Annotated in this window: 21 protein-coding genes and 1 pseudogene; 14 read left to right on the forward strand and 8 right to left on the reverse strand. The window is 71.4% G+C overall.

Going from position 1 to position 25,992, the window contains the following annotated elements; genetic code table 11:
• Positions 1-555 precede the first annotated feature (555 nt).
• The gene (locus IEY93_RS22540; protein WP_229691368.1) at positions 556-1,203 is read right to left on the reverse strand and encodes a HEAT repeat domain-containing protein; all 648 of its coding nucleotides are present in this window, start codon (positions 1,201-1,203) and stop codon (positions 556-558) included.
• Positions 1,204-1,264: 61 nt separating this feature from the next.
• Here IEY93_RS22540 and IEY93_RS22545 point away from each other — a divergent pair, with 61 nt between their 5' ends.
• Complete coding sequence (locus IEY93_RS22545; protein ID WP_189165104.1) at positions 1,265-2,455, forward strand: MarP family serine protease; 1,191 nt, start codon at positions 1,265-1,267, stop codon at positions 2,453-2,455.
• A 353-nt stretch (positions 2,456-2,808) separates the two neighbouring features.
• Here the strand turns inward: IEY93_RS22545 and IEY93_RS39590 are convergent, their stop codons facing one another.
• The 4 genes from IEY93_RS39590 to acs all read right to left on the reverse strand — a co-directional run bounded on the left by IEY93_RS39590 (position 2,809) and on the right by acs (position 7,638).
• Positions 2,809-3,426 carry a DUF309 domain-containing protein gene (locus tag IEY93_RS39590; RefSeq protein ID WP_307837606.1) on the reverse strand — a complete coding sequence of 206 codons (618 nt, stop codon included), beginning with the start codon at positions 3,424-3,426 and terminating at the stop codon, positions 2,809-2,811.
• A gap of 71 nt (positions 3,427-3,497) precedes the next feature.
• The gene (locus IEY93_RS22555; protein WP_189165105.1) at positions 3,498-4,424 is read right to left on the reverse strand and encodes an alpha/beta fold hydrolase; all 927 of its coding nucleotides are present in this window, start codon (positions 4,422-4,424) and stop codon (positions 3,498-3,500) included.
• Between the two features lie 8 nt (positions 4,425-4,432).
• Positions 4,433-5,008: a phage holin family protein gene (locus tag IEY93_RS22560; protein ID WP_189165106.1), complete on the reverse strand. Its 576-nt coding sequence runs from the start codon at positions 5,006-5,008 to the stop codon at positions 4,433-4,435.
• Between the two features lie 653 nt (positions 5,009-5,661).
• Entirely contained in the window at positions 5,662-7,638 is a 1,977-nt protein-coding gene (gene acs, locus IEY93_RS22565; RefSeq protein WP_189165107.1) for an acetate--CoA ligase, read from the reverse strand.
• Between the two features lie 410 nt (positions 7,639-8,048).
• Between acs and IEY93_RS22570 the strand changes: the two genes are divergently transcribed.
• The 8 genes from IEY93_RS22570 (at position 8,049) to IEY93_RS22605 (ending at position 16,944) form a co-directional block, all read left to right on the forward strand.
• Positions 8,049-8,954, forward strand: a complete 906-nt coding sequence (locus tag IEY93_RS22570) for a Fic family protein (protein ID WP_189165108.1) — start codon at positions 8,049-8,051, stop codon at positions 8,952-8,954.
• 1,135 nt (positions 8,955-10,089) lie between these two features.
• A complete protein-coding gene (gene ssd, locus IEY93_RS22575; RefSeq protein WP_189165109.1) occupies positions 10,090-11,130 on the forward strand; it encodes a septum site-determining protein Ssd in 1,041 nt (346 codons plus the stop codon).
• Between the two features lie 538 nt (positions 11,131-11,668).
• Positions 11,669-12,826 (forward strand): TadA family conjugal transfer-associated ATPase, encoded by a 1,158-nt coding sequence (locus IEY93_RS22580; RefSeq protein WP_189165110.1) that lies wholly within the window; start codon positions 11,669-11,671, stop codon positions 12,824-12,826.
• Positions 12,827-13,032: 206 nt separating this feature from the next.
• Entirely contained in the window at positions 13,033-13,755 is a 723-nt protein-coding gene (locus IEY93_RS22585; RefSeq protein WP_189165111.1) for a type II secretion system F family protein, read from the forward strand.
• Positions 13,756-14,435: 680 nt separating this feature from the next.
• Positions 14,436-15,038, forward strand: a complete 603-nt coding sequence (locus IEY93_RS22590) for a type II secretion system F family protein (protein WP_229691369.1) — start codon at positions 14,436-14,438, stop codon at positions 15,036-15,038.
• 419 nt (positions 15,039-15,457) lie between these two features.
• Positions 15,458-15,622 carry a DUF4244 domain-containing protein gene (locus IEY93_RS22595; protein ID WP_189165113.1) on the forward strand — a complete coding sequence of 55 codons (165 nt, stop codon included), beginning with the start codon at positions 15,458-15,460 and terminating at the stop codon, positions 15,620-15,622.
• Positions 15,623-15,671: 49 nt separating this feature from the next.
• Positions 15,672-16,163, forward strand: a complete 492-nt coding sequence (locus IEY93_RS22600; RefSeq protein WP_275412032.1) for a TadE family type IV pilus minor pilin — start codon at positions 15,672-15,674, stop codon at positions 16,161-16,163.
• A 382-nt stretch (positions 16,164-16,545) separates the two neighbouring features.
• The gene (locus IEY93_RS22605) at positions 16,546-16,944 is read left to right on the forward strand and encodes an Rv3654c family TadE-like protein (RefSeq protein ID WP_189165114.1); all 399 of its coding nucleotides are present in this window, start codon (positions 16,546-16,548) and stop codon (positions 16,942-16,944) included.
• Positions 16,945-17,098: 154 nt separating this feature from the next.
• On the opposite strand, the gene sftH is transcribed toward IEY93_RS22605, so the two are convergent.
• Positions 17,099-19,420: a DEAD/DEAH box helicase gene (sftH, locus tag IEY93_RS22610; protein ID WP_203968763.1), complete on the reverse strand. Its 2,322-nt coding sequence runs from the start codon at positions 19,418-19,420 to the stop codon at positions 17,099-17,101.
• 155 nt (positions 19,421-19,575) lie between these two features.
• On the opposite strand from sftH, the gene IEY93_RS22615 reads away from it, so the two are divergent.
• Positions 19,576-19,926: an STAS domain-containing protein gene (locus IEY93_RS22615; RefSeq protein ID WP_114029683.1), complete on the forward strand. Its 351-nt coding sequence runs from the start codon at positions 19,576-19,578 to the stop codon at positions 19,924-19,926.
• 2 nt (positions 19,927-19,928) lie between these two features.
• Entirely contained in the window at positions 19,929-20,399 is a 471-nt protein-coding gene (locus IEY93_RS22620; RefSeq protein WP_189165116.1) for an ATP-binding protein, read from the forward strand.
• 54 nt (positions 20,400-20,453) lie between these two features.
• Here the strand turns inward: IEY93_RS22620 and IEY93_RS39785 are convergent.
• Positions 20,454-20,771, reverse strand: a pseudogene (locus IEY93_RS39785) (transposase); the annotation flags it as partial.
• A 96-nt stretch (positions 20,772-20,867) separates the two neighbouring features.
• Here IEY93_RS39785 and IEY93_RS22630 point away from each other — a divergent pair.
• The 3 genes from IEY93_RS22630 (at position 20,868) to IEY93_RS22640 (ending at position 24,695) form a co-directional block, all read left to right on the forward strand.
• A complete protein-coding gene (locus IEY93_RS22630; RefSeq protein WP_189165118.1) occupies positions 20,868-21,137 on the forward strand; it encodes a hypothetical protein in 270 nt (89 codons plus the stop codon).
• Positions 21,138-21,795: 658 nt separating this feature from the next.
• Positions 21,796-24,132, forward strand: coding sequence for a sodium-translocating pyrophosphatase (locus IEY93_RS22635; RefSeq protein WP_189165119.1), 2,337 nt, complete (start codon positions 21,796-21,798; stop codon positions 24,130-24,132).
• Positions 24,133-24,212: 80 nt separating this feature from the next.
• The gene (locus IEY93_RS22640) at positions 24,213-24,695 is read left to right on the forward strand and encodes a SixA phosphatase family protein (protein ID WP_229691370.1); all 483 of its coding nucleotides are present in this window, start codon (positions 24,213-24,215) and stop codon (positions 24,693-24,695) included.
• Between the two features lie 61 nt (positions 24,696-24,756).
• On the opposite strand, the gene serB is transcribed toward IEY93_RS22640, so the two are convergent.
• Positions 24,757-25,983 carry a phosphoserine phosphatase SerB gene (gene serB, locus IEY93_RS22645; protein ID WP_189165121.1) on the reverse strand — a complete coding sequence of 409 codons (1,227 nt, stop codon included), beginning with the start codon at positions 25,981-25,983 and terminating at the stop codon, positions 24,757-24,759.
• Positions 25,984-25,992: the final 9 nt, after the last annotated feature.

A 25,992-nucleotide genomic window follows, 5' to 3' on the forward strand; every position in this document is an offset into this window, starting at 1 on the left:
CCGGCTTCGAACGTCCCTGGGACGGCGACCGCGTCGAGGACCTTCCCCCCGACGTCCTCCGCCTCGCCCGCAGGTGAGCCGGCGCCGGACGACACGACCGGCCCTCACCAGAGGCACCGGGGGGAAGCCCGGTACCCGGCGCCCCCGAGCGGCAACAACCCGCACGCCACCGCGACCAGCCGCCGCGACCCCGCCCTCTGCCGTCGCCCCCACCGCCCCGCAGACCGCACCGGCCGAGGCGGCGACCGGATCGGCCACGTCACCCCGGCGCATCACCGCCACCGGCAGCCGCAAAGGCCGGCAGCCTGAGGTCCGGGATGCCACATGTCGCCCGGTGCGCCGGATCTTCCTCCGGTAGTGGCGGCCGCGCGGAGGGGGTCCGATGTCGCCGATCCGCGGTCTCGCCTCCCCGGTCGAGGCAGTGCGAGGCGAACGGGGAGTGGAAGTCATGGTGCGGGCCGACCGGCTGCCGGGGGCGTGGCCCCCTCGGCCTCCCATGGCGGTAGGGCGACGCGGTACGCCCCACAGCGAGGCGGACCCAGAGTGAGGTCCGGGTCAGGGAAGGATCAGGCCCAGCGCGGCCCAGTCGGCCACGTCCTCGTCCGGATCGTCGGCCAGCCTGCGCAGCGCCGCGAGGCCGGACGGATCGGGCGGGCGCCCGACCACATGCGACAGCGCGTACGCCGCCCCGTAGCGCACGGTGGCGTCGGGGTGCGTGGACAACTCGATCACCGACGGCAGGGCCCGCCGGTCGCGCAGGTGCCCGAACGCGATCAGGACCGCGTGCAGCACGCGCACGTCGTCGTCCGAGGCGGCCAGATAGCGGAGGATCGACAGGGTTTTGTCGACGAAGGGGCGCTCGGGGGTGCCGAGCTCGCCCAGGATGTCCACGCCGAGCACCCGCTCGGCGCGCGCATCGCTCGCGCACAGGCGGCGTGCCTCGGTGAAGGTCTCGACATCGCCCCGCGCGTGCAGCGCGTCCACGGCCTTCCACCTGGTGGGGCCGTCGGGATCGTCGTCCATCAGCGCCATGGTGATCAGGTCGCGCACACTCGTCTCGGCGAGCTCGGGGGCCACGCCGGCGTCCGCGCGCACCCAGCGCAGGTTGCGTATCCAGGACTGCGGCCTGCCCTCAGGGACGGTGGCGCCCGTACTCGACCGCCCGTCCTTACGCCCTTCGTTCGATCCCCCGACCGATGCCATGGCGCAACGATATCGAGCCAACGAGTGCACGGCTCGTGGCCGCGCTGGATACCGTTGAGACGTGAGCGGCGATCTCCTCGATTTCATCCTGATTGTTCTCGTGATTGCCTTTGCGGTCTCCGGCTACCGGCAGGGTTTCATCATCGGGGCTTTCAGCTTCCTCGGCTTCGTCGGCGGGGGTGTCCTCGGGGTGCTGATCGCCCCGCCGATCGCTCACGCGGTCGTCAGCGCCTCCACCGAGCAGGCGCTGCTCGCCATTGTGATCGTTTTCCTCGGTGCGGTGATCGGCCAGTTCGCCTCGTCCACGATCGGGGCGGTGGTCCGCAGCCATGTCACCTGGGAGCCGGCCCGCACCGTGGACGCGCTCGGCGGCACGTTCACCAGCGCCCTATCCGTTCTGATCATCGCCTGGCTGATCGGCTCGTTGCTGTCCGTCGCGCCGTTCCCCTGGCTGAGCCAGCAGACCAACGGCTCGTTGCTGCTGCGCACCGTCGACCAGGCGATGCCGGAGAAGGCCAAGGAGTGGCAGCTCTCCTTCAAGGAGTTCGTGGACAACTCTGAGTTCCCGCAGGTGTTCAACGCCATCGGCGGGGGTCAGTTCGTCGAGGTGCCACCGCCGGACGCCAGCGTCGTACGCGGCCCGCAGCTCCAGCGGGCCCGCCGGGCCATCGTCAAGGTGCAGGGCACGGCCCCCGCCTGCCGCAAGCGCATCGAGGGCACGGGGTTCGTCTTCGCCCCGCACCGCATCATGACCAACGCGCACGTGGTCGCCGGTGTCACCCAGGATCTCCGGGTGACCGACGAGAACCGCGCCGGGCACGACGCCCAGGTCGTCCTCTACAACCCCGAACGCGACATCGCGGTGCTGTACGTCCCTGATCTGGACGTGACGCCGCTGAAGTTCGACTACACCGCCGAAGGCAAGGACGACGCCATCATCGCCGGATTCCCCAAGGGGAAGGGCTTCACGATCAAGCCGGCCCGCATCCGGGTCAAGCAGAACGCCAAGGCGTCCGACATCTACGCCCGCAAGACGGTCACCCGCGAGGTGTACGCGATCCGTGGGCTCGTGCAGCCGGGCAACTCGGGCGGCCCGCTGCTCACCCCGACCGGCCAGGTGTACGGCGTGATCTTCGCCGCGGCCACCGACCAGCCCGACACCGGGTACGCCCTCACCGCGAGTGAGGTGCGCCCGGACGCCGACGACGGCAGCGCCGCGGTCGCCCGCGTCGACACCCAGGACTGCGACTGACCACGACCCGAACACGCCGTCTCCGGGGAGAGCCGTGGGCCGGATGCCAGGAGGGCGCACGCCGAGCCGACCAGCAGCCTGGATCCGCGGCGAGGCACGGGCTGGGACAGTCGGAGACGCGAGTGGGCCGTCGAGCAGGTAGGCGATGGCGGCCGCGCCGATGGCGGTGATGGTGTCGGCGATCTATGCGCACCTGCTCGACCCGCGTGACCCGGAGGGGTAAGGCGACGCTCGGGGTTGATCATGGCGGGATCGGTGGCGTAGGCGCGGTCAGGGCGGTCACGTGGTGGGGGACTCGTGACGTGGGCCCGGCAGGGGTCTATGGCGTCGCCTCCCAGGTGTGCGCTGGGCGGTCAGTTCCGCTGGGCGGCTCCGGTGCCGAAGGCGGCGGCGATGCGGCGGATCGCGGTGGCCGGCTCGGTCGCCGGATGGTCGGCGAGGTCCCGCGCCACCTGCACGACCGCTGCCAGATCGAGGGGGGCAGCGGTGTGCCTGCCGCTGGTGCCGCTGTCGGCGTCCGCATGCCCGCTGGTACTGATATCGGTGTCTGTACTGGCGTCGGTCTCTGTGCTGGTACTGGCATCGCCGTGCGTGCCGGTGCCGGTGCCGGTGCGCGTGCCGGAGGCGTAGCGGGTGACCTGGTCGGCGCCCCGGTCGAGTAGCACGCCGGCCCCGCGGAGGTTGCCTCGCTGGAGGTGGGTGAGACCGACGCAGATCTGGGCCAGGCCCTGCCACAGCTCGCGCTCGCCGTCCGGCCCGGTCTTCCACCGCGCCTCCAGCACCTCGTGCGCGTGGAACGGGCGCTCCTCGGCCAGGAAGGCGTACGCGTCGGCCACGGCCTGGTGGGCGTCGGGGGCGTAGTCGTCCGGGACGCGTTCGACGCCCGGCGTCCCCTTCGGAAGCGGGCGGCCCAGCGCGTCACGTGGCCGCGCGTTGCGCGGACGTCCCGCCGCGTCCCTGTCTCGTCTCACCGGCCCTCCACCGCTCGTCTCGCGGGCTTCCCGCCGTGGGTGCGGGCCACCTGGTTCTCCGGCCGTCGTCATCATCTGTCCGGCTCCGGGTCCGCCAGCCAGCCGAGCAGCTCCGTGTCGAACTCCTCGGGGCGTTCCTCGTGCGGGAAGTGCCCGACGCCGTCCAGGAGCCGCCAGCGGTAGGGCGCGGCGACGTACCTGCTCGACCCCTGGGCCGTGCGCGGGAGCATGCAGGTGTCGAGCGAGCCGTGCATCTGCAGGGTCGGCATCTCGATCTCCGTGCGCATCAGCCTGCGGTACCGCGCGCCGTCCGGCCGAAGCTGGGAGCGGATGAACCAGCGGTGGTATTCCAGAGCGCAGTGGGCGACCGTGGGGATGCGGAAGGCGTCGCGGTAGGTGTCCGCGGCCCCCTCCTCCAGCAGCCCCGGGCCGGACCACGACTCGAGAAGCCGCCCGACCTGTGCGGCGGCGTTCTTGGTGAGCCGGCGTTCGGGACGCCAGGGGAGCTGGTGGCCGAACAGGTGAAAGCTCGCCCTGAGCTGGCCGAACGGGTCGGTCAGCATGCCCTGGCGCAGCCGTAGCGGGTGCGGGGCCGAGACGGTGACCAGCCGGTGGACGACCTTCGGATCGGTCACCCCCATGGTCCAGGCCACCAGGCCACCCCAATCGTGACCGACCACGGTCGCGCACGTCTCGCCGAGCGCGCGGACCAGCCCCGCCATGCTCCCCGCCAGTGACGGCAGGTCGTACCCACGGGGCGGTTTGTCGCTCGCTCCGTAGCCCCGCAGGTCCACCGCGACGGCTCGGTAGCCGGCCGCCGCCAGGGACACGAGCTGGTGCCGCCAGGTCCACCAGAACTGGGGGAACCCGTGCAGGAGCAGCACCAGGGGCCCGTCGCCGGCCTCCACCACATGGAACATGCCGTTCCCCGCGTGGACCGATCGATGGGTCCAGGGCCCGGGGATGCGGGCCAGCGACTCGTCGGGACGCGTGCTCATCGCCGGTCTCACACGCCCGGGCCGGTGCGCCCGGGACCGCCGTCACCGGCGGAGCCACCCGCCGGCCCGGTGGGCGAGCCGTCGGCGGACTCCGGCAGCGGGACGCGGTGGTGGCCGACCTGTCCCGCGGTGGGCCCCAGGTAGGGCGCGGGGGCGGAGCGGGCCGGCGAAGGGGCGGTGAGCGCGGCGGCCTCGTCCCCGTCGGGCCGGCCGACGTCCTTGAGGTTCTTCAGACTCCGCGCGGTGCGCTTCATGCCGGTGAGCCCTTTGAGCCGGCGGTAGCCGAAGAACGCGAGCAGCAGGGCCACGACGAAGTAGAAGGCGGTCACGATCGTGAACGCCAGCCACTGCATCATGCCGAGCTGGACCAGGCCGTAGGCGATCGCGAACGAGGCCAGGATCAGGCAGAGATGGAGCATGAAGGCGGCCACGCCGAACAGCCCGGCCGCCGTGCCCACCCGTTTGGCGTCGAACTTCAGCTCGGCCTTCGCCAGCTCGATCTCGGATCGGACCAGGGTCGATATGTGGTGGCTCGCCTGGGCGACCAGGGCGCCGAGCGATTCCTCCTCGGGCGGAGCGGCCATGTCTGCTCTCCTATCGGATGGGGCGGTCACATTCATCCTGCCTGGTTTTCATCGTCTCGCCTCGCCCGGCGTGGGCCGGAGACCCCGCTCCCGGGACAAGACGAGGCCATGCCCGCCGGGCCGACTCCTTCGACAGTCTGGCGAGACCGGACCGTACCGACAACCAGGAGTCACCGAACTTGCTCAGGGGCTTCCCGATCAGCGGGGGATCATGACTGTGCGCCGGGCCGAACCCGGCGAACCCTCCGAGATCTCCACGATCTGGTGAAGCGGCAGGTGTCGATGGGGACGCTGCTGAAGCTATCGGTGCCGGACAGAGCGTGGCGCCGCTCCATGGCGGCTGTGGACGGATGTGCGCCGCCCCGGCGGCCTGCTGTGGTGGTCGGCGGTGGTACGCGGGGGTTCGCGAGCGATGTCCTGTGGACGACACGCGACACCGGCCGCAGGCATGGCGGCAGGTGCCGCATCGAGTGACCCCCCGGCCGCAAGGCCGGCAGCGGGTGGCGGCCGGCGGACTGGAGATGCGCACCGTGATGGCCGCAAGTCCCCCGCCACGAGCGGGCGTACCCGCCATGGACGCACGACCGCGGGGGTGCGGGCCCGGTGCCGGACCCGCACCCCCGCGGTCGCAGACGGGCCGGGGCCCGGTCGCCTCAGTCCTCGCTCGACGTGGACGGCAGCTTCTCGGAGATCAGCTTCATCACCGAGCTGTCGGCCAGGGTGGTGACGTCGCCGATGCTGCGGTTCTCCGCCACGTCACGCAGCAGCCGGCGCATGATCTTGCCGGACCGCGTCTTGGGCAGCTCGGGGACGACCATGATCTGGCGTGGCTTGGCGATCGGGCCGAGCTGCTTGGCGACGTGGTCGCGCAGCTCCTTGGCGATGTCCGTGCTCTCCTCTGTGTTGCCGCGCAGGATCACGAACGCGACGATGGCCTGGCCGGTGATCGGGTCGGTGGCGCCCACGACCGCCGCCTCGGCGACCTTCGGGTGGGACACCAGCGCCGACTCCACCTCCGTCGTGGAGATGTTGTGGCCGGAGACGAGCATGACGTCGTCGACCCGGCCGAGCAGCCACAGATCCCCGTCCTGGTCGCGCTTGGCGCCGTCCCCCGGGAAGTACATGCCGTCGAAGCGCGACCAGTAGGTGTCGACATAGCGCTTGTCGTCGCCCCAGATGCCCCGGAGCATGGACGGCCACGGCTCGCGGACCACGAGGAATCCGCCGCCGCCGTTGGGGACCGACTTGGCCTGGTCGTCCACGACATCGGCCACGATGCCCGGCATGGGCTGCATGGCGGCGCCCGGCTTGCCGGACGTCACTCCCGGAAGCGGGCTGATCATGATGGCGCCCGTCTCGGTCTGCCACCAGGTGTCCACGACGGGACAGCGGTCGCCGCCGATGTGCTCGCGGTACCAGACGTACGCCTCGGGGTTGATCGGCTCACCGACGGACCCCAGCACCCGCAAGGACGACATGTCGTACTTGGCCGGGATGTCGTCCCCCCACTTCATGAAGGTCCGGATCGCGGTGGGCGCGGTGTACAGGATGGTCACGCCGTACTTCTGGACGATCTCCCAGAACCGCCCACGGTGCGGAGTGTCGGGAGTGCCCTCGTAGATGACGCTCGTCGCGCCGTTGGCCAGCGGGCCGTACACGATGTAGGAGTGCCCGGTGACCCAGCCGATGTCGGCCGTGCACCAGTAGATGTCCGACTCGGGCTTGAGGTCGAAGACCGCGTGATGGGTCCAGGCGACCTGGGTCAGGTAGCCGCCGGTGGTGTGCAGGATGCCCTTCGGCTTGCCGGTCGTGCCGCTGGTGTACAGGATGTACAGCGGGTCCTCGGCGTCGTGCTGCGCCGGCTCGTGCTCGCTGCTCTGCCGGTCGACGATGTCGTGCCACCAGATGTCCTTGTCGGTCACCTGGACGTCCTGCCCGGTCCGCCGGACCACCAGCACGTGCTGGATGCCGGGGCACTCGGCGACGGCCTCGTCCACGGTCGGCTTGAGCGCGCTCGGCGCGCCGCGGCGGAAGCCGCCGTCCGCCGTGATCACCAGCTTGGCGTCGGCGTCCTTGATGCGCCCGCTCAGCGCGGAGGCCGAGAACCCGCCGAACACCACCGAGTGGATCGCTCCGATGCGCGCGCAGGCCAGCATGGCGATCGGCAGCTCGGGGATCATCGGCATGTAGATCGCGACCCGGTCGCCCTTGCCGACACCCAGCTCGGTGAGGGCGTTGGCGGCCTTGCTCACCTCGCGCTGCAGGTCGGCGTAGGTCAGCGTGCGCGTGTCGCCGTCCGGCTCGCCCTCCCAGTGGTAGGCGACCTTGTCACCGCGCCCCGCCTCGACGTGCCGGTCGACACAGTTGTACGCGACGTTGAGGGTGCCCCCCAGGAACCACTTGGCGAAGGGCGGGTTCCACTCGAGGGTCGTCTCCCAGCGCCGCCCCCAACTCAGCCGGTCGGCCGCCCGCTCCCAGAAGCCGAGACGGTCGCCGTCCGCCTCGTCGTAGGCCTCGGCCGTCACGTTGGCGGCAGAGGCGAGGTCGGCCGGCGGTGCGAAGCGCCGGCTCTCGTGCAGCAGGTTCGACAGAGTCTCCTGGGTGTCGCGACCAGGGGTTTCCGGGGCCACTACGTACTCCTTCACATGGCCTGGCTCGATTGGGCTGCGTCCCACTTCACCAGTCTCCGGGGTGGCGGGACAAGGGGGGATGGACCGGCGAAGCCCATCGGCCCTCGGCGCGGCGGCTGTTCACAATCGGATTTACATGCGGTCACAAAAGCTGCGCATTCGTTGCGGAAATGATATCCAACAATAAAAGCCGCAGGCACTGAAGGCCCATTCGGCGCGGGCTCGTTGAACGGTGCGAACCGCGCGCCGAACGGCACGGCGAATCACCGGCCGGCACCCCCCATGACCGTCGATTGACCACTTCGCGAGATGCCGCGCCGATGTCCCACCGAGTCTTGGACAGGTCTTGACCCGCGATCTACCCACTCCACGGCGAGACACGATCGTACTCGCCGGTAGGGTCGGGAGACGTGAGCGACCCGCTGGCTGCCGTCGCCGGTCTACCCGGTGTCCCTGAAGCCGTCCGAAGCGCCCGGACGGCCGTCGACCGGCTGTACGGGCACCGTGTGCTGCGACGACGCGGCCCCGAGGTCTCGGCGGAGTCGGCCCTGCGGGGCGCCCGCGCCTCAGCGGCCTTGGAGGGCGCCGGTGTCCCGCTGGAGGCGCTGCGCTCCGGAGCGGACGGCTCGCCGGTCGCGGCCGGCGCTTTGCGGGCGTCCGCGGAGATCGGGCGGCTCGGTGCGATCTGGCGTTCCGCGCCGCGGCAGGCGCTCGCCCGCCTGCATGCGCTGGCCGCCGCCGGGCTCGTTCCCGAAGCCCTTCTCGGCCGCCCGCGCACGGGTCCCGAGGACGGCGGACCGGGGACGTGGAGTGCCGAGGGCGATGCGACGGCCGAGGAGCACGCGGCGGGCGCCGTCGGCGCGTTGAGACGGGCGCAGGAAGAGCGGCTCGATGGCGTACGGCCCGAGATCGCCGATGTTCTCGGCCTGGGCCCGGCGCCGGAAGCCGACGCGGCGGCCGTGCGTCTCACTTCGCTGGTGTCATTGATCACTTCGCCGACCAAGGCGCCCGCGCTGGTGCTGGGGGCGATCGTGCACGCCGAGCTGGTCACGGTCCGGCCCTTCGGTTCCTTCGACGGCCTGGTGGCGCGCGCCGCGGAGCGGCTCACCCTTGTCGAGTTCGGTCTTGATCCCAAGTCCCTGGTGGCGGTCGAGGTCGGCCATCACGATCTCGGGGACGCCTACGCGGAGAACCTGCGCGGATACATGAAGGGCACCTCCGAGGGCGTCGGAGGATGGATCCGGCACTGTGCCGCGGCCGTCGAGCTCGGTGCCCGGGAGGCGACGGCCGTCTGCGAGGCCCTGCAACGGGGCTGACCCGCCCGTTCTCACGGTTGTTAAGCCCGGGATGGGTCCACGGGCCTGGACCGCGGCCTGGGTGCGCCGAGGCCGGTCAGGGAAGCGGCTGCGAGGCGTACCGCGCGAGCCTTGACGCGGTGCGCCGGTGAGATCGGCCGAGACCCGGCGGGGAGGCCGTCGCGGACAGGCGTCCTGATCTGCAGCGGACGGACGTGCCTTCGAGTGACGGCTGGTGGAAGAGCCGGCCCAACCTTCGTGGCCACGGCGGATGTTCCAGGTGGACATGTCCGTGGTTTCGGTGGGCTGCGCAAGGTGGCCGGTTCCGACAGAAGCGAACGGCGCCCCTGGCATGGGACGCCGTCGCCAGTGCGCCACGCCAGGCTACCAAGCGTGCACCTTCAATCGTCGGAGCGGGTCAAGCCCGTCTCGACGCGCCTCCCGCGGCTGGTCGCGCGTGGGTACCTGGCGGTCGCACTCGAACACTCAGTCCGTGGAACCTTTCTACGTCGGATCCCGCCTGATGGGAAGCCCTTGGAGCAAGACCTTTACCGACTTCCTGCCTTCGATGCGGGTGAAGGGCGCGCGGCCGGGGATGCCGGAAGGTCCGGGCCCTCGGCCAGGGGATGGGAGGCCGCTTCGCTCACCGAGAGCGACCGGCGCTGAAGGGGTGTTTTCCGCATACTTCGAGTAGCCGATCCGCTACGGGAGAAAAAAACTCGCGGAAATCAGAGATTGCTCCTCGACGGAACTTGAGTTCATCGGGCACCATACGTTGGTGTCCACATGACGCGGCGTTGGTACGTGGGTAAGATTTTTGCAGCCGCTTGCCGCAACATGGTTCGACGATGAAAGCTTTCTTCTAAAACGGGACCGGCTCTACCCCCCCGGAGCCGGACCGGTTGGCGACCCCCGCTCTCCCCCCCCGGCGGGGGTCGCCCTTTTTCATCACAGGTCACTCTGCGTCGCCGTCGAGCGACTTTAGCGACTTAGAGTGATTTCGCCGGTTCCGCCGATGCCTGATGGGCGCCGCTTGGCGTTGCGCCCCGCGACCCGCGACATCCGGAACGCGGTTATCCACAGAATGGGGTTCGGTCTCGGGCGACCGGCGGCGGATCGTGGAAGGTGGCCCTCCCGACGAGAGGGAGGCCACCACATGCACCGCCCCTTGGTGATCACCGAAGACCGAGACCTACTGGACGAGCTCCTCCGGGTCGCCGCCGCCGCGGGCGTCGAGCTCGATGTCGCGCACGCCGCCGCTCACGCCCGGCCCTACTGGCGACGGGCCCCGCTCGTGGTCGTGGGCGCCGACGCGGCCGACGCGCTGGCCGCCACCGGGCCGCCGTCAAGGCAGGGCGTGCTGCTCGTCACCAAGGCGGCGGACGACCCCGCGGTGTGGCGCAAGTGCGTGGCCGTCGGCGCGAAGGCCGTCTTGGAGCTGCCCGACGCCGAGCGCCGCCTGGTGGACGAGTTCGCCGAAGCGGCCGAGCCGGTCGTCAGGTCCGGCGCCACGGTCTGTGTCGTCGGAGGCAGCGGGGGTGCCGGCGCCAGTGTGCTCGCGGCCTCGCTGGCGCTCACCGGGGCGCGCCGGGGCCTGCGCACACTCCTCGTGGACGCCGATCCGCTGGGCGGCGGCATAGACGTCATCCTCGGCCAGGAGCATGCGATCGGGGCGCGGTGGCCCGACATCGTCGGCCGGGAGGGCCGGGTCAGCTTCACGGCCCTCCAGGGTGCCCTGCCCACGATGGGCGAGCTCACGGTGCTGTCGTGGCACCGAGGCGAGTCCCCGCCGATTCCCCCCGAGGCGATGCGGGCCGTTCTCGAAGCGGCCCACAGGGGGTGCGATCTGATCGTCGTCGATCTTCCCCGTCACGTCGGTCCCGCCGCGGCCGAGGCCCTTTCCCGAGCGGCCTCGACGCTGCTCCTGGTGCCGGCCGAGGTGCGCGGCGTGCTCTCGGCGTCACAGCTGCTGATCGAGCTCAGCAGGCACACTTCCACCCTCGGCGTCGTGGTCCGCGACGGCGTTCTGCTGCCTGATGTGATCACCCGCTCACTCGGCCTGCCCTGCGCCGGAGTCCTTGCCGATCAGCGTGGTCTCGCGGACGTGCTCAACCGCGGTGACGCCCCGCCCCTGGGCGACCGCACCCCTCTCGGCCGCTTCTGCGGCGAATTCCTCACCACCTTGGAGTCCCGATGACCCGGCCATCGCGGCCTTCCCGCCTCGTCACCGGCTCTCCCGGCGCAGCAGAGGCCGGCGCCCGCGCTCCTGACGTTCCTCCTGCCGGCGACATCGAAGCAGGAAATGTCCCCACCGTGGGGGCAAGTCCGCGGCCCGCCCCACCGTGCCCGGCGTCTTCCGCCCCGCCGGCGCACACCGCCGAAGGAAGCAGTGGCCCTGCCGCGGAGGCTCCTGGTTGCGACGGTGCGGTGCACGCCCGCGAGGCCGACGCCGGCGACCAGCGCGCTGCCGCACCGCGCCGGGCCGCCGACGTGCCACCACGCGCTCGCGACCCACGCCATCCCCGGATCCGCCGGGGGCCGCGCGACCCGCGGCAGGTCGCCATCCGCTCCAGACGCGCCCTCCGGGGCGGCCGGCCCTCACGGAACGGCACTGCGCAGGAGGGGGGAGGCGGGCCCGACGGCAGCAGTGACTCCCCCCTCCCCGGCATGCCGCGGCCGGCGACCGGAGATCGAGGCGGGGGTCGTCGTCCACCGCGCGTCGTGCGAGTCCGGCGATGAACCGCGCGGTGGTCTCGCCAGAGCTGGTGGAAGCCGTGCGCGTGCGTCTGGCCCGGACGGGTGCGGAGCCATCGGCCGCCCAGGTGGCCGCGGCGCTGCGTGCCGAACGTGCCGTGCTGGGGGACGCGGAGGTCCTCGCGGTCGCTCGCGCCCTGCGCGCCGACCTGATCGGCGCCGGTCCGCTCGAACCTCTGCTCGCCGAGCCCGATGTCACCGACGTGCTCGTGAACGGTCCGCGGGAGGTCTGGGTCGACACGGGAGACGGCCTGCGGCGCACCTCGGTCGTGTTCTCCGGAGACGATGAGGTGCGGCGGCTCGGCCAGAGACTGGCCGCGGCGGCGGGCAGACGCCTCGACGACGCCTGTCCTTGGGTCGACGCGCGCCTGCCCGGCGGGGTACGCCTGCACGCGATCCTCCCCCCGGTGGCCTCCGACGGCACCTGCCTGTCACTCAGGCTTCCTCCGCGTAGGTCCTTCACCTTGGCCGAGCTCGTTCCGGGTCCGGGCGCCGTCGCGCTCCGGGCGATGGTCGTCTCGCGGCTGGCCTTCCTGGTGACGGGCGGTACGGGCACCGGAAAAACGACACTGCTCAGCAGCTTGCTGTCCCTGGCCGACCCGGGGGAGCGGCTGGTCCTGGTGGAGGACTCCTGCGAGCTTCGCCCGGCCCATCCGCACATCGTCCGGCTGGAGACCCGCCCGGCGAACCTCGAGGGCGCCGGAGGAGTCGGGTTGCGCGACCTCGTACGGCAGGCACTGCGCATGCGACCGGATCGCCTGGTCGTCGGGGAGGTGCGCGGCGCGGAGGTCGTCGACCTCCTGGCCGCCCTGAACACCGGTCACGAGGGCGGTTGCGGCACTCTGCACGCGAACAATCCCGCCGACGTCCCCGCTCGGCTGGAGGCACTGGCCTGTGCCGCCGGCCTGACCCGGGAAGCGGTGCACAGCCAGATCGCCGCGGCGCTCGACGCGGTGATCCACGTGGTGCGAGATCCGCGCGGCGGCCGGCGCAGAGTGGCCGAGATCTGCCTGATGGAGAGAGAAGCCTCCGGGTTCGTCCGTGTGCTTCCCGCGCTGACCTTCCCACCCGTGGGCGACCCTCAGCCCGGTCCGGCACTCCCCACCCTCCTGGCCAGAGCACCTGGCGCCCTCGGCTGATCCGTTCCGCCCGGGCCTGGTGTCCACCGATCACGCCGGGTTCTCGACCTCGTGACGCCACAGCGACTCCGAACGGCTGCCCGACCCGGTGAGCGCCAGGGTGGGGCCGGGCCGGTGGCGCTCGGCCGGTGTGCCGGCTCGCGAAGGGCAGGACCATCTGCTCAGGGCGGGTGAGGCGAAGGAACGGAACGTTTGAAGGAGAGCGGATGCTGATCGTCGCCATCGGGCTGGCCGCTGTCGCGGCGCTGCTGTGGACGAGCCCGGACGCCGCCACCCTCCGGCTCCTGGAGCTGATGCGTTCTCGCCAGGAGGCCCGTGGGTCGTTCCTCGACTGCCTGTCCCGTCTGGCACGCCGGCCGAGCAGGGCGAAGCAGGCCGCCGTCTGGCGGAGAGTCTCGATCGAACTGTGCCAGGCGGTCGTGGCCGAGCTTGCGGCCGGCCGCCCGCCCGGGGACGCCCTGGTGCGGGCGATCGGCTGCCTCGACCCACCCGAGGCCGCGGCGTTACGTCCTGTCGTGGCCACGGCACGTGACGGCGGTGACGTGCCCGCGGCCTTGGAGCGAGCCGCTCCCGCCCATGGCGGTGAAGGACTCCGGCGGCTGGCGGCGTGCTGGCGCGTCGGCCTCGCTACGGGGGCCGGGCTCACCGCACTGGTCGAACGGGTCGGTCTCTCCCTGAGAGAGGCGGAAACACACCGAGGCGAGGTCGAGGCCCAGTTGGCCGGTCCACGTTCGACGGCCCGGCTGCTGGCGGGCCTGCCGCTGCTCGGCATCCTCCTGGCGGCCGGTCTGGGGCTGCGCCCTCTGGCGTTCCTGTTCGGTGGCCCGGCCGGTTACGCGTGCCTCGGCGCCGGCGTGCTGCTCGCCCTTGCCGGAATGTGGTGGATGAACCGCCTGGTCGCCCAGGCACAGCGGCACGTGCCGGCCTGAGCCGCCCGCCGCCGGGTCTCGGCCGTGACGGCCACCCCGTGCACCACCCCCATGACAGAGCGACGATCGGAGAACCGATGAGCATTCTGCTCGCCGCCGGGCTGGCGGTGCTCGCCACGTGGCTGTGGCTGACTCCATGGGATCCCGCTGATCGACTGGCCGAGATCGACATGTTCCATCTGCGGGGTGAGTGGGATGATCCGCACGATCTCTGGGGACGAGGCCCGACCTTTCGGTCCGGTTCGCGGAGCGAAGATGCTCTCCACGGTGGCGGTCCATCACCCGGAGCCCCGGTCGGCGGACCGGGTGAAGGTGCAGAGCAGCTCGGCCTCCTGGCGGGTCCGGAACGCTCTCGCCTGCCCGTGGGTTCGGCCCGTGCCGGCCCGGCCACCGCAGGGCCGTTTCCGGACAGCGCGATCACGATCAAGGCAAGGACCGAACCGCCCTCGAAGGCGAGGCGGGGCCTGTGGGCCGACTCTGCGGGGCGAGCCGCGACAGGCCGCCCGGCGAGACCAGGCGAACTGGTCACGACCGGTGGCCCGGTTTGGCGCGGGTCGCCGAGCGGATCCCGTCGGCGGCGCCGGCTCGGCCGGATGGCCGCCGCGGATGTGACGAACGCGAGGAACGGTGGGCGGTTCCCCGATTCCCCCGCGCCTGAGCCGAGGACGTCCGAGCCGGGCTTGCGGTACGGGGCGCGCCGGGCACTCCTGCCGGTCGCGGTGGCACTGGGCGGCGTCGTTGTCGTGGGAGGCGTGCCGGGGGGCGCCTGTGGCGTCGTCGCCGCGCTTCTCGTGCTGGTGCTGGAGCGCCGCAGGGAGCCCGCTGAAGCCGGCCGGAGGCGGGAGCGGATCACCGCCGACCTGCCGTTCGCGCTGGACCTCATGGTGGCCTGCCTGCGGGCGGGCCTGCCCGTGAGCGCGGCGGTGCACGCGGCGGCGGAGGCCATCGGAGGTCCGCTCGGCGAGAGCCTGGCCTGGGTGAACGGTCAGCTGCGGCTCGGCGCGCGGCCGGAGGACGCCTGGTCGGCTCTTGAGAACGACCCGTCGCTCGCCATGACGGCCCGGGGCATGATCCGTGCCGCTCTCAGTGGCGCGCCGGTGGCGGACGTGCTCGCAAGGCTTGCCGACGACGCTCGTCAACGATCCCGGGCCGCTTCGGCCGGGGCGGCACGCCGGGTCGGGGTGCGGGTGGTGGCGCCCTTGGGGTTGTGCTTCCTTCCGGCCTTCGTGCTCCTGGGGATCGTCCCGGTCATCGCAGGTCTGGCCGGCCAGGTCTTCCCCTGATCGTGGCCGGGAGCCGGGAGCCGGGAGCCGGGAGCCGGGGACGGCGATGGCGATGTTGGGGCACAGCCCGGCGCCGGTGCTCCAGGCGCCGGTGCTCCAGGCGTCGCTCAACCTGCAGGGGGAGTGCGTTGTCCACAGGTTGTGGGCCGAGAGCGTGAACCATCCACAGAACACCGCTCGGCCGGAAAGTCGCCCCAGCGAATTGGCCATCCTGTTCTCGCTGGTCAGGGCCGATGGGACTCCCATACGGCCGCGGTGACGACTCAAGGAGAAGTCCGATGCGCAGGTGGATCCGTCGAGTGCGGCGGCACATGCCGACGGCGGTGTGGCGAGGGAAGAGGGCGGCGGCAGCGGGCGGAGACCGCGTGCTGAGGTGGTCATGGGCCGATCTCCGGACCCGCGCCCGCGGGCTCGCGGCGATGGCACGCCTGAGATGGCAGGCGGGCATGTCCACCGCTGAGTACGCGGTGGGCACGATCGCCGCCTGCGCGTTCGCGGCGCTGCTCTTCAAGATCGTCAGCAGCCCCGAGGTGCGGAAGATGCTCTCCGACCTCATCAGCCGCGCCCTTCGGCTCGCCGGGTGATCTGAAGGCCCGACGAGGGCGGAGTTCTCGTGAAGGTTGTGGATGACCGATGGGGCGGTGGAACCGGCGTGATGGCCGGTGCTCGGAGTCGGGGTCGGTCACGGCCGAGACGGCCGTGGCGCTGCCGGCGCTCGCGTTGGTGCTGGGGGCGGCGTTGTGGGCCGTCGCGGCCGTGGCGGCCCAGGTGCAGTGCGTGGACGCGGCGTGGCTGGCGGCCAGGGCCGCCGCTCGCGGGGAGGCGCTGGAGGCGGTCGACCAGGCCGCCCGCCGCGCCGCCCCCGCGGGCGCGGCCGTCTCGGTCTCCCGGGACGTCAGGCTGACCCGCGTCGCGGTCTCGGTGCTGATCAGGCCGAGCTGGGCCATCGGTATGCCACCGATCTCGATACAGGCGTCAGCGACCGCGGCCACCGAGTGGGGCGCCACCGACGGTCTCCCCGGGCCGGACGAAGAATTCGCGGGCACTCCGCATCACGAGGGTGCGCACGTCCTGCCACCGGAGCCTCCAAGATCGGCCAGCGATCGCCTGCCGGGGCCGGACTGAGTGGCGGGCATCGGGAGGCAGTGATCAGGGGCGCGGGGGTCGGTCTGAGTGGCGGCGTCCGGGGCGCGGGCGGACTGAGTGGCGGGCATCGGGAGGCGGTGATCGGGGTGCGGGAGTCGGTCTGGGTGGCGGGCATCGGGGGCGGTGATCGGGGTGCGGGGGTCGGTCTGAGTGGTGGGCATTGGGAGGCGGTGGTCGGGGGCGCGGGGGTCGGCCTGAGTGGTGGGCGTCCGGGGTGTGGGGGAGGGGGCGGACTGCTGGAGGACGGCGATAGTTGCGGGTGACGGGGAGTGCGGAGTCATTGGGAGTCATTGACGGACGCCGTCCTCTTTGGCCGGTCCGGCGGCTGGCCGGCTTGGTGCGGCTGGGGGAGGTGGCGGTCATGGTCGTTTCGTGTGGGGGCGGCGTGGTGCGGTGCCGGGTGCGGAGAAGATCGGGCGGCGTTCCTGATCGAGGCGCGGGCACGGTTTGGGTGATCGGCGTCATGGCGGTCATCTGGTTCATCGCCGCGGCGCTCCTCGTCGTGGGAGCGGGTCGCATCGCCCGGCACCGCGCCCAGTCGGCTGCCGATCTGAGCGCTCTGGCAGGAGCGGCGCGGGCGATCGCGGCCCCTGAGACCGCATGCCGGTCAGCACGGGAAGCGGCGAAGGCGAACCGCGCGTCGGTCAGCCGATGCGTAGTGGGGGACGGAGTGGTGTTCGTGCGGGTCAAGGTCGCCTTGACGCTGCCGTGGACCGGCGACCTCTCCGCCGTCGCCGACGCCCGCGCCGGCCCTCGCTGACCCACCTAAGAGAACTCCCGGGGCCACACCGCAGTGCCACTCCGCGAAGACACGCTCGCACCAGGGCAGCGGAGACCGTCGTCATCGGCCCGGGCGTGCCGTTCGTGGGCGGATAGGGGATGCGGAGACGGGAGGCGGTGCTGGGGCGGTGGGGTTAAGGGGAGGGGAGGAGGGTGGTGAGCAGGAGGATGGCTCCTTGCTTGTCCAGCGGGTCGTTGCCGTTGCCGCACTTGGGGGACTGAATGCATGACGGGCAGCCGCGTTCGCACTCGCAGGCGGCGATGGCCTCCCTGGTGGCGGTGAGCCAGTCCAGGGCGCGGGCGTAGCCGCGCTCGGCGAAGCCGGCGCCGCCTTCGTGGCCGTCGTACACGAAGACCGTGAGGAGACCGGTGTCGGGGTGCAGTTCGGTGGAGACGCCGCCGATGTCCCAGCGGTCGCAGGTGGCGAACAGCGGGAGCAGGCCGATGGAGGCGTGTTCGGCGGCGTGCGCGGCGCCGCCGAGGTCGAGGCCCTGCGCACGGAGGGGGGCCACCACGGACTCGGGTAGCGTCCACCACACGGCGCGCGTGCGCAGCGTGCGGGGAGGCAGATCGAGCGGCTCCTCGCCGAGCACCTCGCCGGTCTGGACGCGGCGCTTGAGGAAGGACACCACCTGCCGGGTGACCTCCACCGTGCCGAAGTGCAGCTCGCCCGGTCCGAACGCATGGGACCGCAGGGACTCCAGGACCGAGATGTCGGTGATGTCCCTGGCGAAGGTCGAGTAATCCGCCTCGGCCGCTGACACCAGGGCGATGCCGGCGTCGAGGTCCAGTTCGTCCACCAGGTAGGTCTCGCCCTGGTGGATGTGCACGGCCCCGGTGTGCACGGCGGTGTGCGCGGACGGCTCGTCCACCGTGCCGAGCAGCCGTCCGGTGGACGCTTCGACGACCTCGATGGGAGGGCCGCCCGATCCTCTGATGTCGGCCAGGTCGGCGGCGCGCTCGCGACGGGTCCAGAACCAGCCTTGCGGGCGGCGGCGCAGCATGCCGCGCTCGACCAGGTCGTCCAGCACGCCGGCCGCCTCTGGCCCGAACACCGGCAGATCGGCCTCGGTCAGCGGGATCTCGGCCGCCGCGGCGCACAGGTGCGGGCCGAGGACGTACGGGTTGTCGGGGTCGAGCACGATGGCCTCGACCGGCCGGCCGAACAGCGCCTGCGGGTGGTGGACGAGGTAGGTGTCCAGCGGGTCGTCCCGCGCGATCAGGACGGCGAGCGCGTCCTGACCGTCGCGTCCCGCGCGCCCGGCCTGCTGCCAGAGCGAGGCGCGGGTGCCGGGCCACCCGGCGATGAGCACGGCGTCCAGGCCGGACACGTCGATGCCGAGTTCCAGGGCGTTGGTCGTGGCGAGGCCGGTGATCTCGCCCGATCGCAGGGCCTTCTCCAGGGCCCGCCTGTCCTCGGCGAGGTAGCCCGCGCGGTACGCGGCCACTCTCGCCGGCAGTTCGGGCGAGATCTCCTCCAGGTGGCCCCTGGCGGTCAGAGAGATGGTCTCGGCGGCCCGGCGGGACCGGACGAAGGCCAGGGTGCGGACGTCGTCGACGACGAGATCGGTCAGCAGATCGGCCGCCTCCGCCGTCGAGGTCCGTCGTACCGGGGCGTCCCCCTCGCCGCGCAGGTCCGTCAGGGGCGGCTCCCACAGGGCGAAGGTGGTGGCACCCCGGGGAGACGCGTCCGCGGTCACCTCGGCCATCTCAAGGCCCGTCAGGCGCATCCCGGCGGCGGCGGGGTCGCTGACGGTGGCGGAGACCAGCATGAACACCGGATGAGAGCCGTACTTGCCGCATATCCGACGAAGGCGTCGCAGGATCTGGGCGACGTGCGAGCCGAAGACTCCGCGATAGCCGTGGCACTCGTCCACGATCACCATCCGCAGCCGCCGCCAGAACGACGACCAGGCCGCGTGGTGCGGAAGCATGGACCGATGGAGCATGTCCGGGTTGGTCAGCACGTAGTTGGCGTGCCGGCGCACCCACTGGCGTTCCTCGGGCGGGGTGTCGCCGTCGTAGGTCGCGGCGCGCACCTGTGCCAGCTTCAGCTCCCGCACCGACCGCAGTTGATCGGCGGCGAGGGCCTTCGTCGGGGTGAGATAGAGCACGGAGCCGCCGGCGAGGATGTCGGTCACGGCCGGCACCAGGTAGGCCAAAGATTTGCCCGAGGCGGTCCCTGTCGCGATGATCACGTTTTGGCCACGATGTGCCAGCTCAGCGGCAGTTGCCTGGTGCTCCCAGAGCCCTTCGACACCAAGGTTGCGCAGCCGGCTCGTGAGAAGCTCGCCGACCCAGGGGGGCCAGTGGGCCTGGCCTGCCTGACGTGCGGGAACGTACTCTATATGGGTGACGCGCTCGCGGCGCGAAGGCGTGGCGAGAAGGCGAGCGAGGATCGGGCCGGCTCGCCGTGATGAGGATGTAGTCGGTGTCACTGGTTTCCAGTTTGGCATCTTGGGGGAGAGTCGCCCGGAGTCGTGATTTCGTATAGACACGAAGGCGGGGCGTGGTTGAATGCCGCGCGTCAGGGTATTGCGCGCTGGGACTTGGGGTCCCAGCATGTCAGACCCCTCGTCGTGGACTCAGCAGGCAAGGCGCTGGAGGATCTGTGGATCTGAAGTTGGACCACCACACCGAAGACCGACTCACCATCGTGGAAGTCGAGGGTGAGATCGACGTCTATACCGCGCCGAGGCTGCGTGAGCTGCTGATCGACCTGGTCAACAAGGGCAACTTCCACCTCCTCGTCAACATGGAGAAGGTGGACTTCCTGGACTCCACCGGACTCGGTGTCCTGGTCGGCGGGCTCAAGCGCGTTCGGGCGCACGACGGCTCCCTGGAGCTCGTCTGCACGCAGGAGCGCATCCTGAAGATCTTCCGGATCACCGGTCTGACCAAGGTCTTCGGGATTTACGCCTCGGTCGAAGAGGCCAAGGAAGCTCACGGCCGAGACAAGTAGTCATGGCCACCGTCGAGCTGACGTTCAGTGCACTTCCGGCTCATGTGCGCACCGCGCGGCTGGTCGCCACGGCCATCGCGCGCCGCACCGGGGTCGCGGAGGCCCTGCTGGACGAGGTGCGGCTCGCTGTGGGCGAGGCCTGTTCCCGGGCAGTGGAGGCGCACCGCGTCCACTGCCCGGGCGAGCCGATCCGCATCGAGCTGTGCGACGACTCAGGGCGCTTCGAGGTCACTGTGACCGACTCGGCACCGAGCGACGATCTCGAACAGGCTTACAAGGACGAGGACGAGCTGCCGGTCGCCGTCAACGGCACAGAGCTGGCCAGCCTGCTTCCCGCCGACACGCTGATGTCCGGGTTCGGCATCGCCGTCATCGCGGCCCTGGCCGACGACGTCGAGGTGTATCCGAGTGCCAAGGGGTTGCGCATCAGGATGAGCTGGCCGGCGGCCGCCAGCGGAATCAGGGCCGTCTGATACGGCGATCGAGTCCACTCCTGCGTAGCAAAGCGGCCACCTGAGGTTCTCGCCTCAGGCGGCCCGCCGGCCGCCCTTTCCCAGCGTTGCCGGCCTTCCCTCCGCCCGCTTGCTCGGCGGCGTCACGATGTCCCACGAGGACGTGAGGTCGCCGGAGAAGGCCACACGCAAGCGCGTCATGATCCGCGTGATCAGCACCTCTCCTCGGCGAGTGCGTCGATCATGGGTGTCCAACTCGCGGGTCCGGTAGCCGTTACGCCGGTCGGTCCGCTCGCTGCCGCGGGTGCCGTGGCCGGCGCCGCACAGGCCGTCGGCCTTGGCCGGCATCAACGTCTCGGCCATGGCGTTCACCATGGATCGCAACGGATCCGGATCGCCCTGCTGCGCCGGTCACCGGGCTCCACCCGGTCATCCACGGCCATCGCCTTTCTCCTTCGATCTTGGTCTGGCAACTCGCGGGACCACGCGATGGCCGTCCCGTTTCACGGCGCCACGCTGACCATCAGCGGAAACTCCTCCACCACCTTCGTGGACGCGACCGCCGTCCGCTCCGGCTTCTCCGCCCGCGCCCTTGGCCCTCGCCGCGGCACCGCAAGGCCGATCCGACCGGCACGGCTCCATCCGGCTACGGTCGCCGCCGCTGAGCGTGACGCCTCCCGGGCCGAGGCCGAGATGGCCCGCCGCGCGCACACCGAGGCCAAGCAGGCCGCGGCCATCGCGCGGGCGCAGGTCGCCTAGGCCGAGCAGGCGAGGGCGAGGCTCCCGGCACGCTGATGCGCGGGCGGCCTTACACACGCTGCGGTGAAGGGGCGGAGCGGTGGCGTTCGGCAGGGACCATAGGCGGCCTGCGAGGCCGTGAGGGCGCTGTCGCCGGCCCCGCAGGCCGACTCCGAGGGGACAACACCGGCTTCCTGGCCACGAGGCGTGCCCGGCCACGCTGAGGGTCGGCGGCGCGGGTACGGTCCGTGGCCGCCTGGATGCGGTCCGTGTCGCGGCCGGATCGGTCCTTCCGGCGCGCCCGTGAGACCGCCACGGCGTTCCCGCACGTCAGTGAAGGTTTTGCGGACATAATAATTGGGCAATGAACGCCTGTCCGTAATCCGGTCCCCGTTCGATCTGACACAGGGAAAACCGCGTTGTTGCTGGGCAAAGCCGCGCAGCTTACTGGACTGGTCCCTAATTGGCCGGGCCAAGAGGCTTCATATCTGGCCGGTGCCTGCGTAGACTCCCGGCACCGGCCAAGGTTTTGTCCCCGCAGATCGACGTCGCCCTGCGGGAAGGTCTGCGGACGTTACCGGAAGCGGCACTGCCATTCCAGCTCGGATGCGCGCCGCCCCCCCGACTGACTCGCTGCGCGGTCTGGGCACGGACCTACCCGTCTGGCCGAGGAGGACGGATGTCTAGGCTCTATCTAGCCGCTGACGACACCGCAGCGGTATCCCTTAGCGGCTCCCATCTCACCATCGTGATCGTGGTGGCCGCAGTGGCGTTGCTCGCGCTCGCCGTCGCCGGTGGACTCGTACGTGAGGTCCTTAACGCCGGCCAAGGTACCGAGCGCATGCAGAACATCGCGCGTGCGGTTCAGCAGGGCGCCGCCGCCTATCTCACGCGGCAGTTCAGAACGCTCGCGCTGTTCGTCGTGCTCATTCCTTTCCTGCTGCTCCTTCTCCCTTCGGAGTCGACCGGCGTGGCCATCGGCCGCTCGGTCTTCTTCGTGGTCGGAGCGGCATTCTCCGCGCTGACCGGTTTCATGGGCATGTGGCTGGCCGTGCGGGGCAATGTGCGCGTGGCGGCCGCCGCCCGTGAGGAGGGCGAGAAGCGCGCGATGCGCATCGCCTTCCGTACCGGAGGCGTGGCCGGCATGTTCACCGTCGGGCTCGGCCTGCTGGGCGCGGCGATCGTCGTGTTCGTCTACAAGGGCGACGCTCCGAGCGTTCTTGAGGGCTTCGGATTCGGCGCGGCGCTCCTGGCGATGTTCATGCGAGTCGGCGGCGGCATCTTCACCAAGGCCGCCGACGTCGGCGCCGACCTGGTCGGCAAGGTGGAGCAGGGCATCCCCGAGGATGACCCGCGCAACGCCGCCACCATCGCCGACAACGTGGGCGACAACGTCGGCGACTGCGCCGGCATGGCGGCCGACCTGTTCGAGTCGTACGCGGTCATGCTGGTCGCCAGCCTCATCCTGGGCAGGGCGGCCTTCGGTACCGAGGGTCTGGTCTTCCCGCTCATCGTGCCGATGATCGGTGTGCTCACCGCGATCATCGGCATCTTCACCACCGCGCCCCGGGCGGGCGACCGCAACGGCATGGCGGCCATCAACCGCGGCTTCTTCATCTCGGCGGCGATCTCGGCCGTCCTGGTGGCCGTGGCGGCCTTCGCCTACCTGCCGAGCTCCTTCTCGGAGCTCTCCGGGGTCAGCCCGGCCATCGCCGGCCTGAGCTCCGACCCGCGGCTGATCGCCATCGGCGCCGTCCTGGTCGGCCTGGTGCTGGCCAGCGCGATCCAGGTGCTCACGGGGTACTTCACCGAGACCAACCGCCGCCCGGTCAGGGAGATCGGCGAGAGCTCGCTCACCGGCCCGGCCACCGTCATCCTGTCCGGCATCTCCGTCGGCCTGGAGTCGGCGGTCTACTCGGCGCTGCTCATCGGCGGCGCGGTGTACGGCGCGTTCCTGCTGGGCTTCGGCAACGTGACCGTGGCGCTGTTCGCGGTGGCGCTGGCCGGCACCGGCCTGCTCACCACCGTCGGCGTGATCGTGTCCATGGACACCTTCGGCCCGGTCTCCGACAACGCCCAGGGCATCGCCGAGATGTCCGGGGACGTCGAGGGCGAGGGCGCGGGCATCCTGACCTCTCTCGACGCGGTCGGCAACACCACCAAGGCGATCACCAAGGGCATCGCGATCGCGACGGCCGTGCTCGCCGCCACCGCGCTGTTCGGCTCGTTCCGTACGGCGGTCGAGGGGCAGCTGGCGGCGGCCGGGGCCGGGGTCAAGGACGCGCTGGGCTCGTTCAGCACGTTCAGCCTCAGCGTCGACTCGCCGAACGTGCTGGTCGGCCTGATCATCGGCGCCGCGGTCGTGTTCCTGTTCTCCGGCCTCGCCATCAGCGCGGTGGGCCGCGCGGCCGGACGGGTCGTCTTCGAGGTCCGCGAGCAGTTCCGTACCAAGCCCGGCATCATGACCGGGGAGGAGCTGCCCGACTACGGCCGGGTCGTGGACATCTGCACCCGTGACTCGCTGCGCGAGCTGGCCACGCCCGGCCTGCTGGCCGTCATGACGCCGATCGCGGTCGGTTTCGCCCTCGGGTACGCGCCGCTGGGCGCCTACCTCGCGGGCGCGATCGCCGCGGGCACGCTGATGGCGGTCTTCCTGGCCAACTCGGGCGGCGCCTGGGACAACGCCAAGAAGCTCGTGGAGGACGGCCACCACGGTGGCAAGGGCTCGCAGGCCCACGAGGCCACGGTCATCGGCGACACGGTGGGCGACCCGTTCAAGGACACCGCGGGTCCCGCCATCAACCCGCTGATCAAGGTCATGAACCTCGTGGCCCTGCTCATCGCCCCGGCCGTCGTGACCTACGCCGACAACGCGGTTCTGCGCGTCGGCGTCACGGTGGTCGCGGTCGCGATCGTCGTCGGCGCGATCGTCGTCTCCAAGCGGCGTTCGACGAGCATCGCCCCCTCGGGGGGCATGCCGGCCGAGGAGATCGAGCCGGAGAAGGTGTCGAGCTGACGAGCGGTCCGCTCTAGGTACGTACGGCTACCGCCCGAGATGGGCGGTAGCCGTACGCGCGTGATGGGATAGTTATGGGAGTGAACACGCTCATCGTCCTGAGACATGCCAAGGCGGCAGATCTGCCCGGGCTGGCCGACCGGGAACGTCCGCTCACCGACCGCGGTGAGCGGGACGCGGAGCGGGCCGGAGAGAGGCTCAAACAGCTCGGGCTGGCTCCGGAGCTGGTGCTGTGCTCGCCGTCGGTCCGGACGCGGCGCACGGCCGAGCTGGCGCTCGCCGGTCTCGGTTCCGATGCGCCGATCCACTTCGAGAGCGAGATCTACGAGGCTTATCCGGACGAGCTGCTCGAACTGATCGGGCGTACCGACGGCGGGATCTCCACGCTGCTCCTGGTCGGGCACAATCCCGGCGTCCACGAGCTGGTGCTGAACCTCACGCTGTCGCGCGAGGACGAAGGGTACCCGCCCGGAGCATTCAGCGTGCTGGAGACCAGCCCGTGGGCCGAGCTGGGGCCCGGTGACGGGCGACTGGTCGGACGCTGGACCCCCAAGGACCACTGACGGCAGGGCGAGCCTGAACGACCGATCGGCCGGCCCCAGCGGGCCGGCCGATCGCGCGCGGTCAGTCGGGGGGGAGCGGCAGGAGGCCGTCCTCGGCGTCGGCGGCCTCGACCTCATCGCGGGAGATGCCGAGGAGGTACACGATGGCGTCCAGGTACGGCACGTTCACCGCCGCGTCGGCCGCCTGCCGCAGCACCGGCTTGGCGTTGAACGCGATGCCGAGCCCGGCCGCCGCGATCATGTCGAGGTCGTTGGCGCCGTCGCCGATGGCCACGGTCTGGCTGATCGGGATGTTCGCCTGCGCGGCGAACCGTTCGAGTGCCCGGGCCTTGCCGGGACGGTCGACGATCTCGCCGACCACCCGGCCGGTGAGCTTGCCGTCCGCGACCTCCAGGGTGTTGGCGGCGGAGTAGTCGATGCCCAGCTCGGCGACCAGCGAGTCGGTGATCTGGGTGAAGCCGCCGCTGACGATCGCGAAGCGGTAGTCGAGCCGCTTGAGCGTGCGCACCAGCGTGCGGGCGCCGGGGGTGAGCACGACCTCGCCGCGGACCTGCTCGAAGACCTCCTCGGGCAGCCCTTCGAGCAGGGCGACGCGCTCGCGCAGCGAGGCGGCGAAGTCCAGCTCGCCGCGCATCGCCGCCGTAGTGATCTTCTCGACCTCGTCCATGCAGCCGGCGTGCGCGGCCAGCAGCTCGATGACCTCGCCCTGGATCAGCGTCGAGTCGACGTCCATGACGATCAGCCGCTTGGCCCTGCGGTGCAGGCCGGAGCGCTGCACGGCGACGTCCACCTGCTGGAGCACGGCCTCGGCGGTCAGCGCGGTGCGCATCGCGTCGGGGTCGCCCCCCGAGATGGCCATCTCGATGCAGGTGACCGGCGAGTGCGCGAGGCGTTCGATGCGGTCGATGTTGGCGCCGGCCGCCGCGATGCGGCCCGCGATGCCGGCCAGGGCGGCCGGCTGGAGCGGGTTGCCGAGAACGGTGACGTGCAGCCGTCCGCGGCGCCGCTTCTCCTTGGAGTCGGTGCCGGTGGTGAGCTCGACCTCCATGCCGAGGTCCTCGGCGACGCGTTCCACGGCGGCCCACATGGCGCCGAGGGTGCCGCCGGTGCCGGTCGGCGGGCCGCCCGCGTAGGCGACCAGGACGCCGAGCACCAGCCGGCCGCGGATGACGACCTGTTCGACGTCGGCGACGGTCACGGGAAAGGAGGCCAGCACGGTGAACAACCGGGAGGTCACCCCTGGTCGGTCCGGACCGGTCAGCGTGATCAAAAGCGTGCGCTGCTTCATCGCGGACAA

Origin of the sequence: Sphaerisporangium melleum (assembly GCF_014646695.1) — a bacterium.
GTDB lineage: Bacteria > Actinomycetota > Actinomycetes > Streptosporangiales > Streptosporangiaceae > Sphaerisporangium > Sphaerisporangium melleum.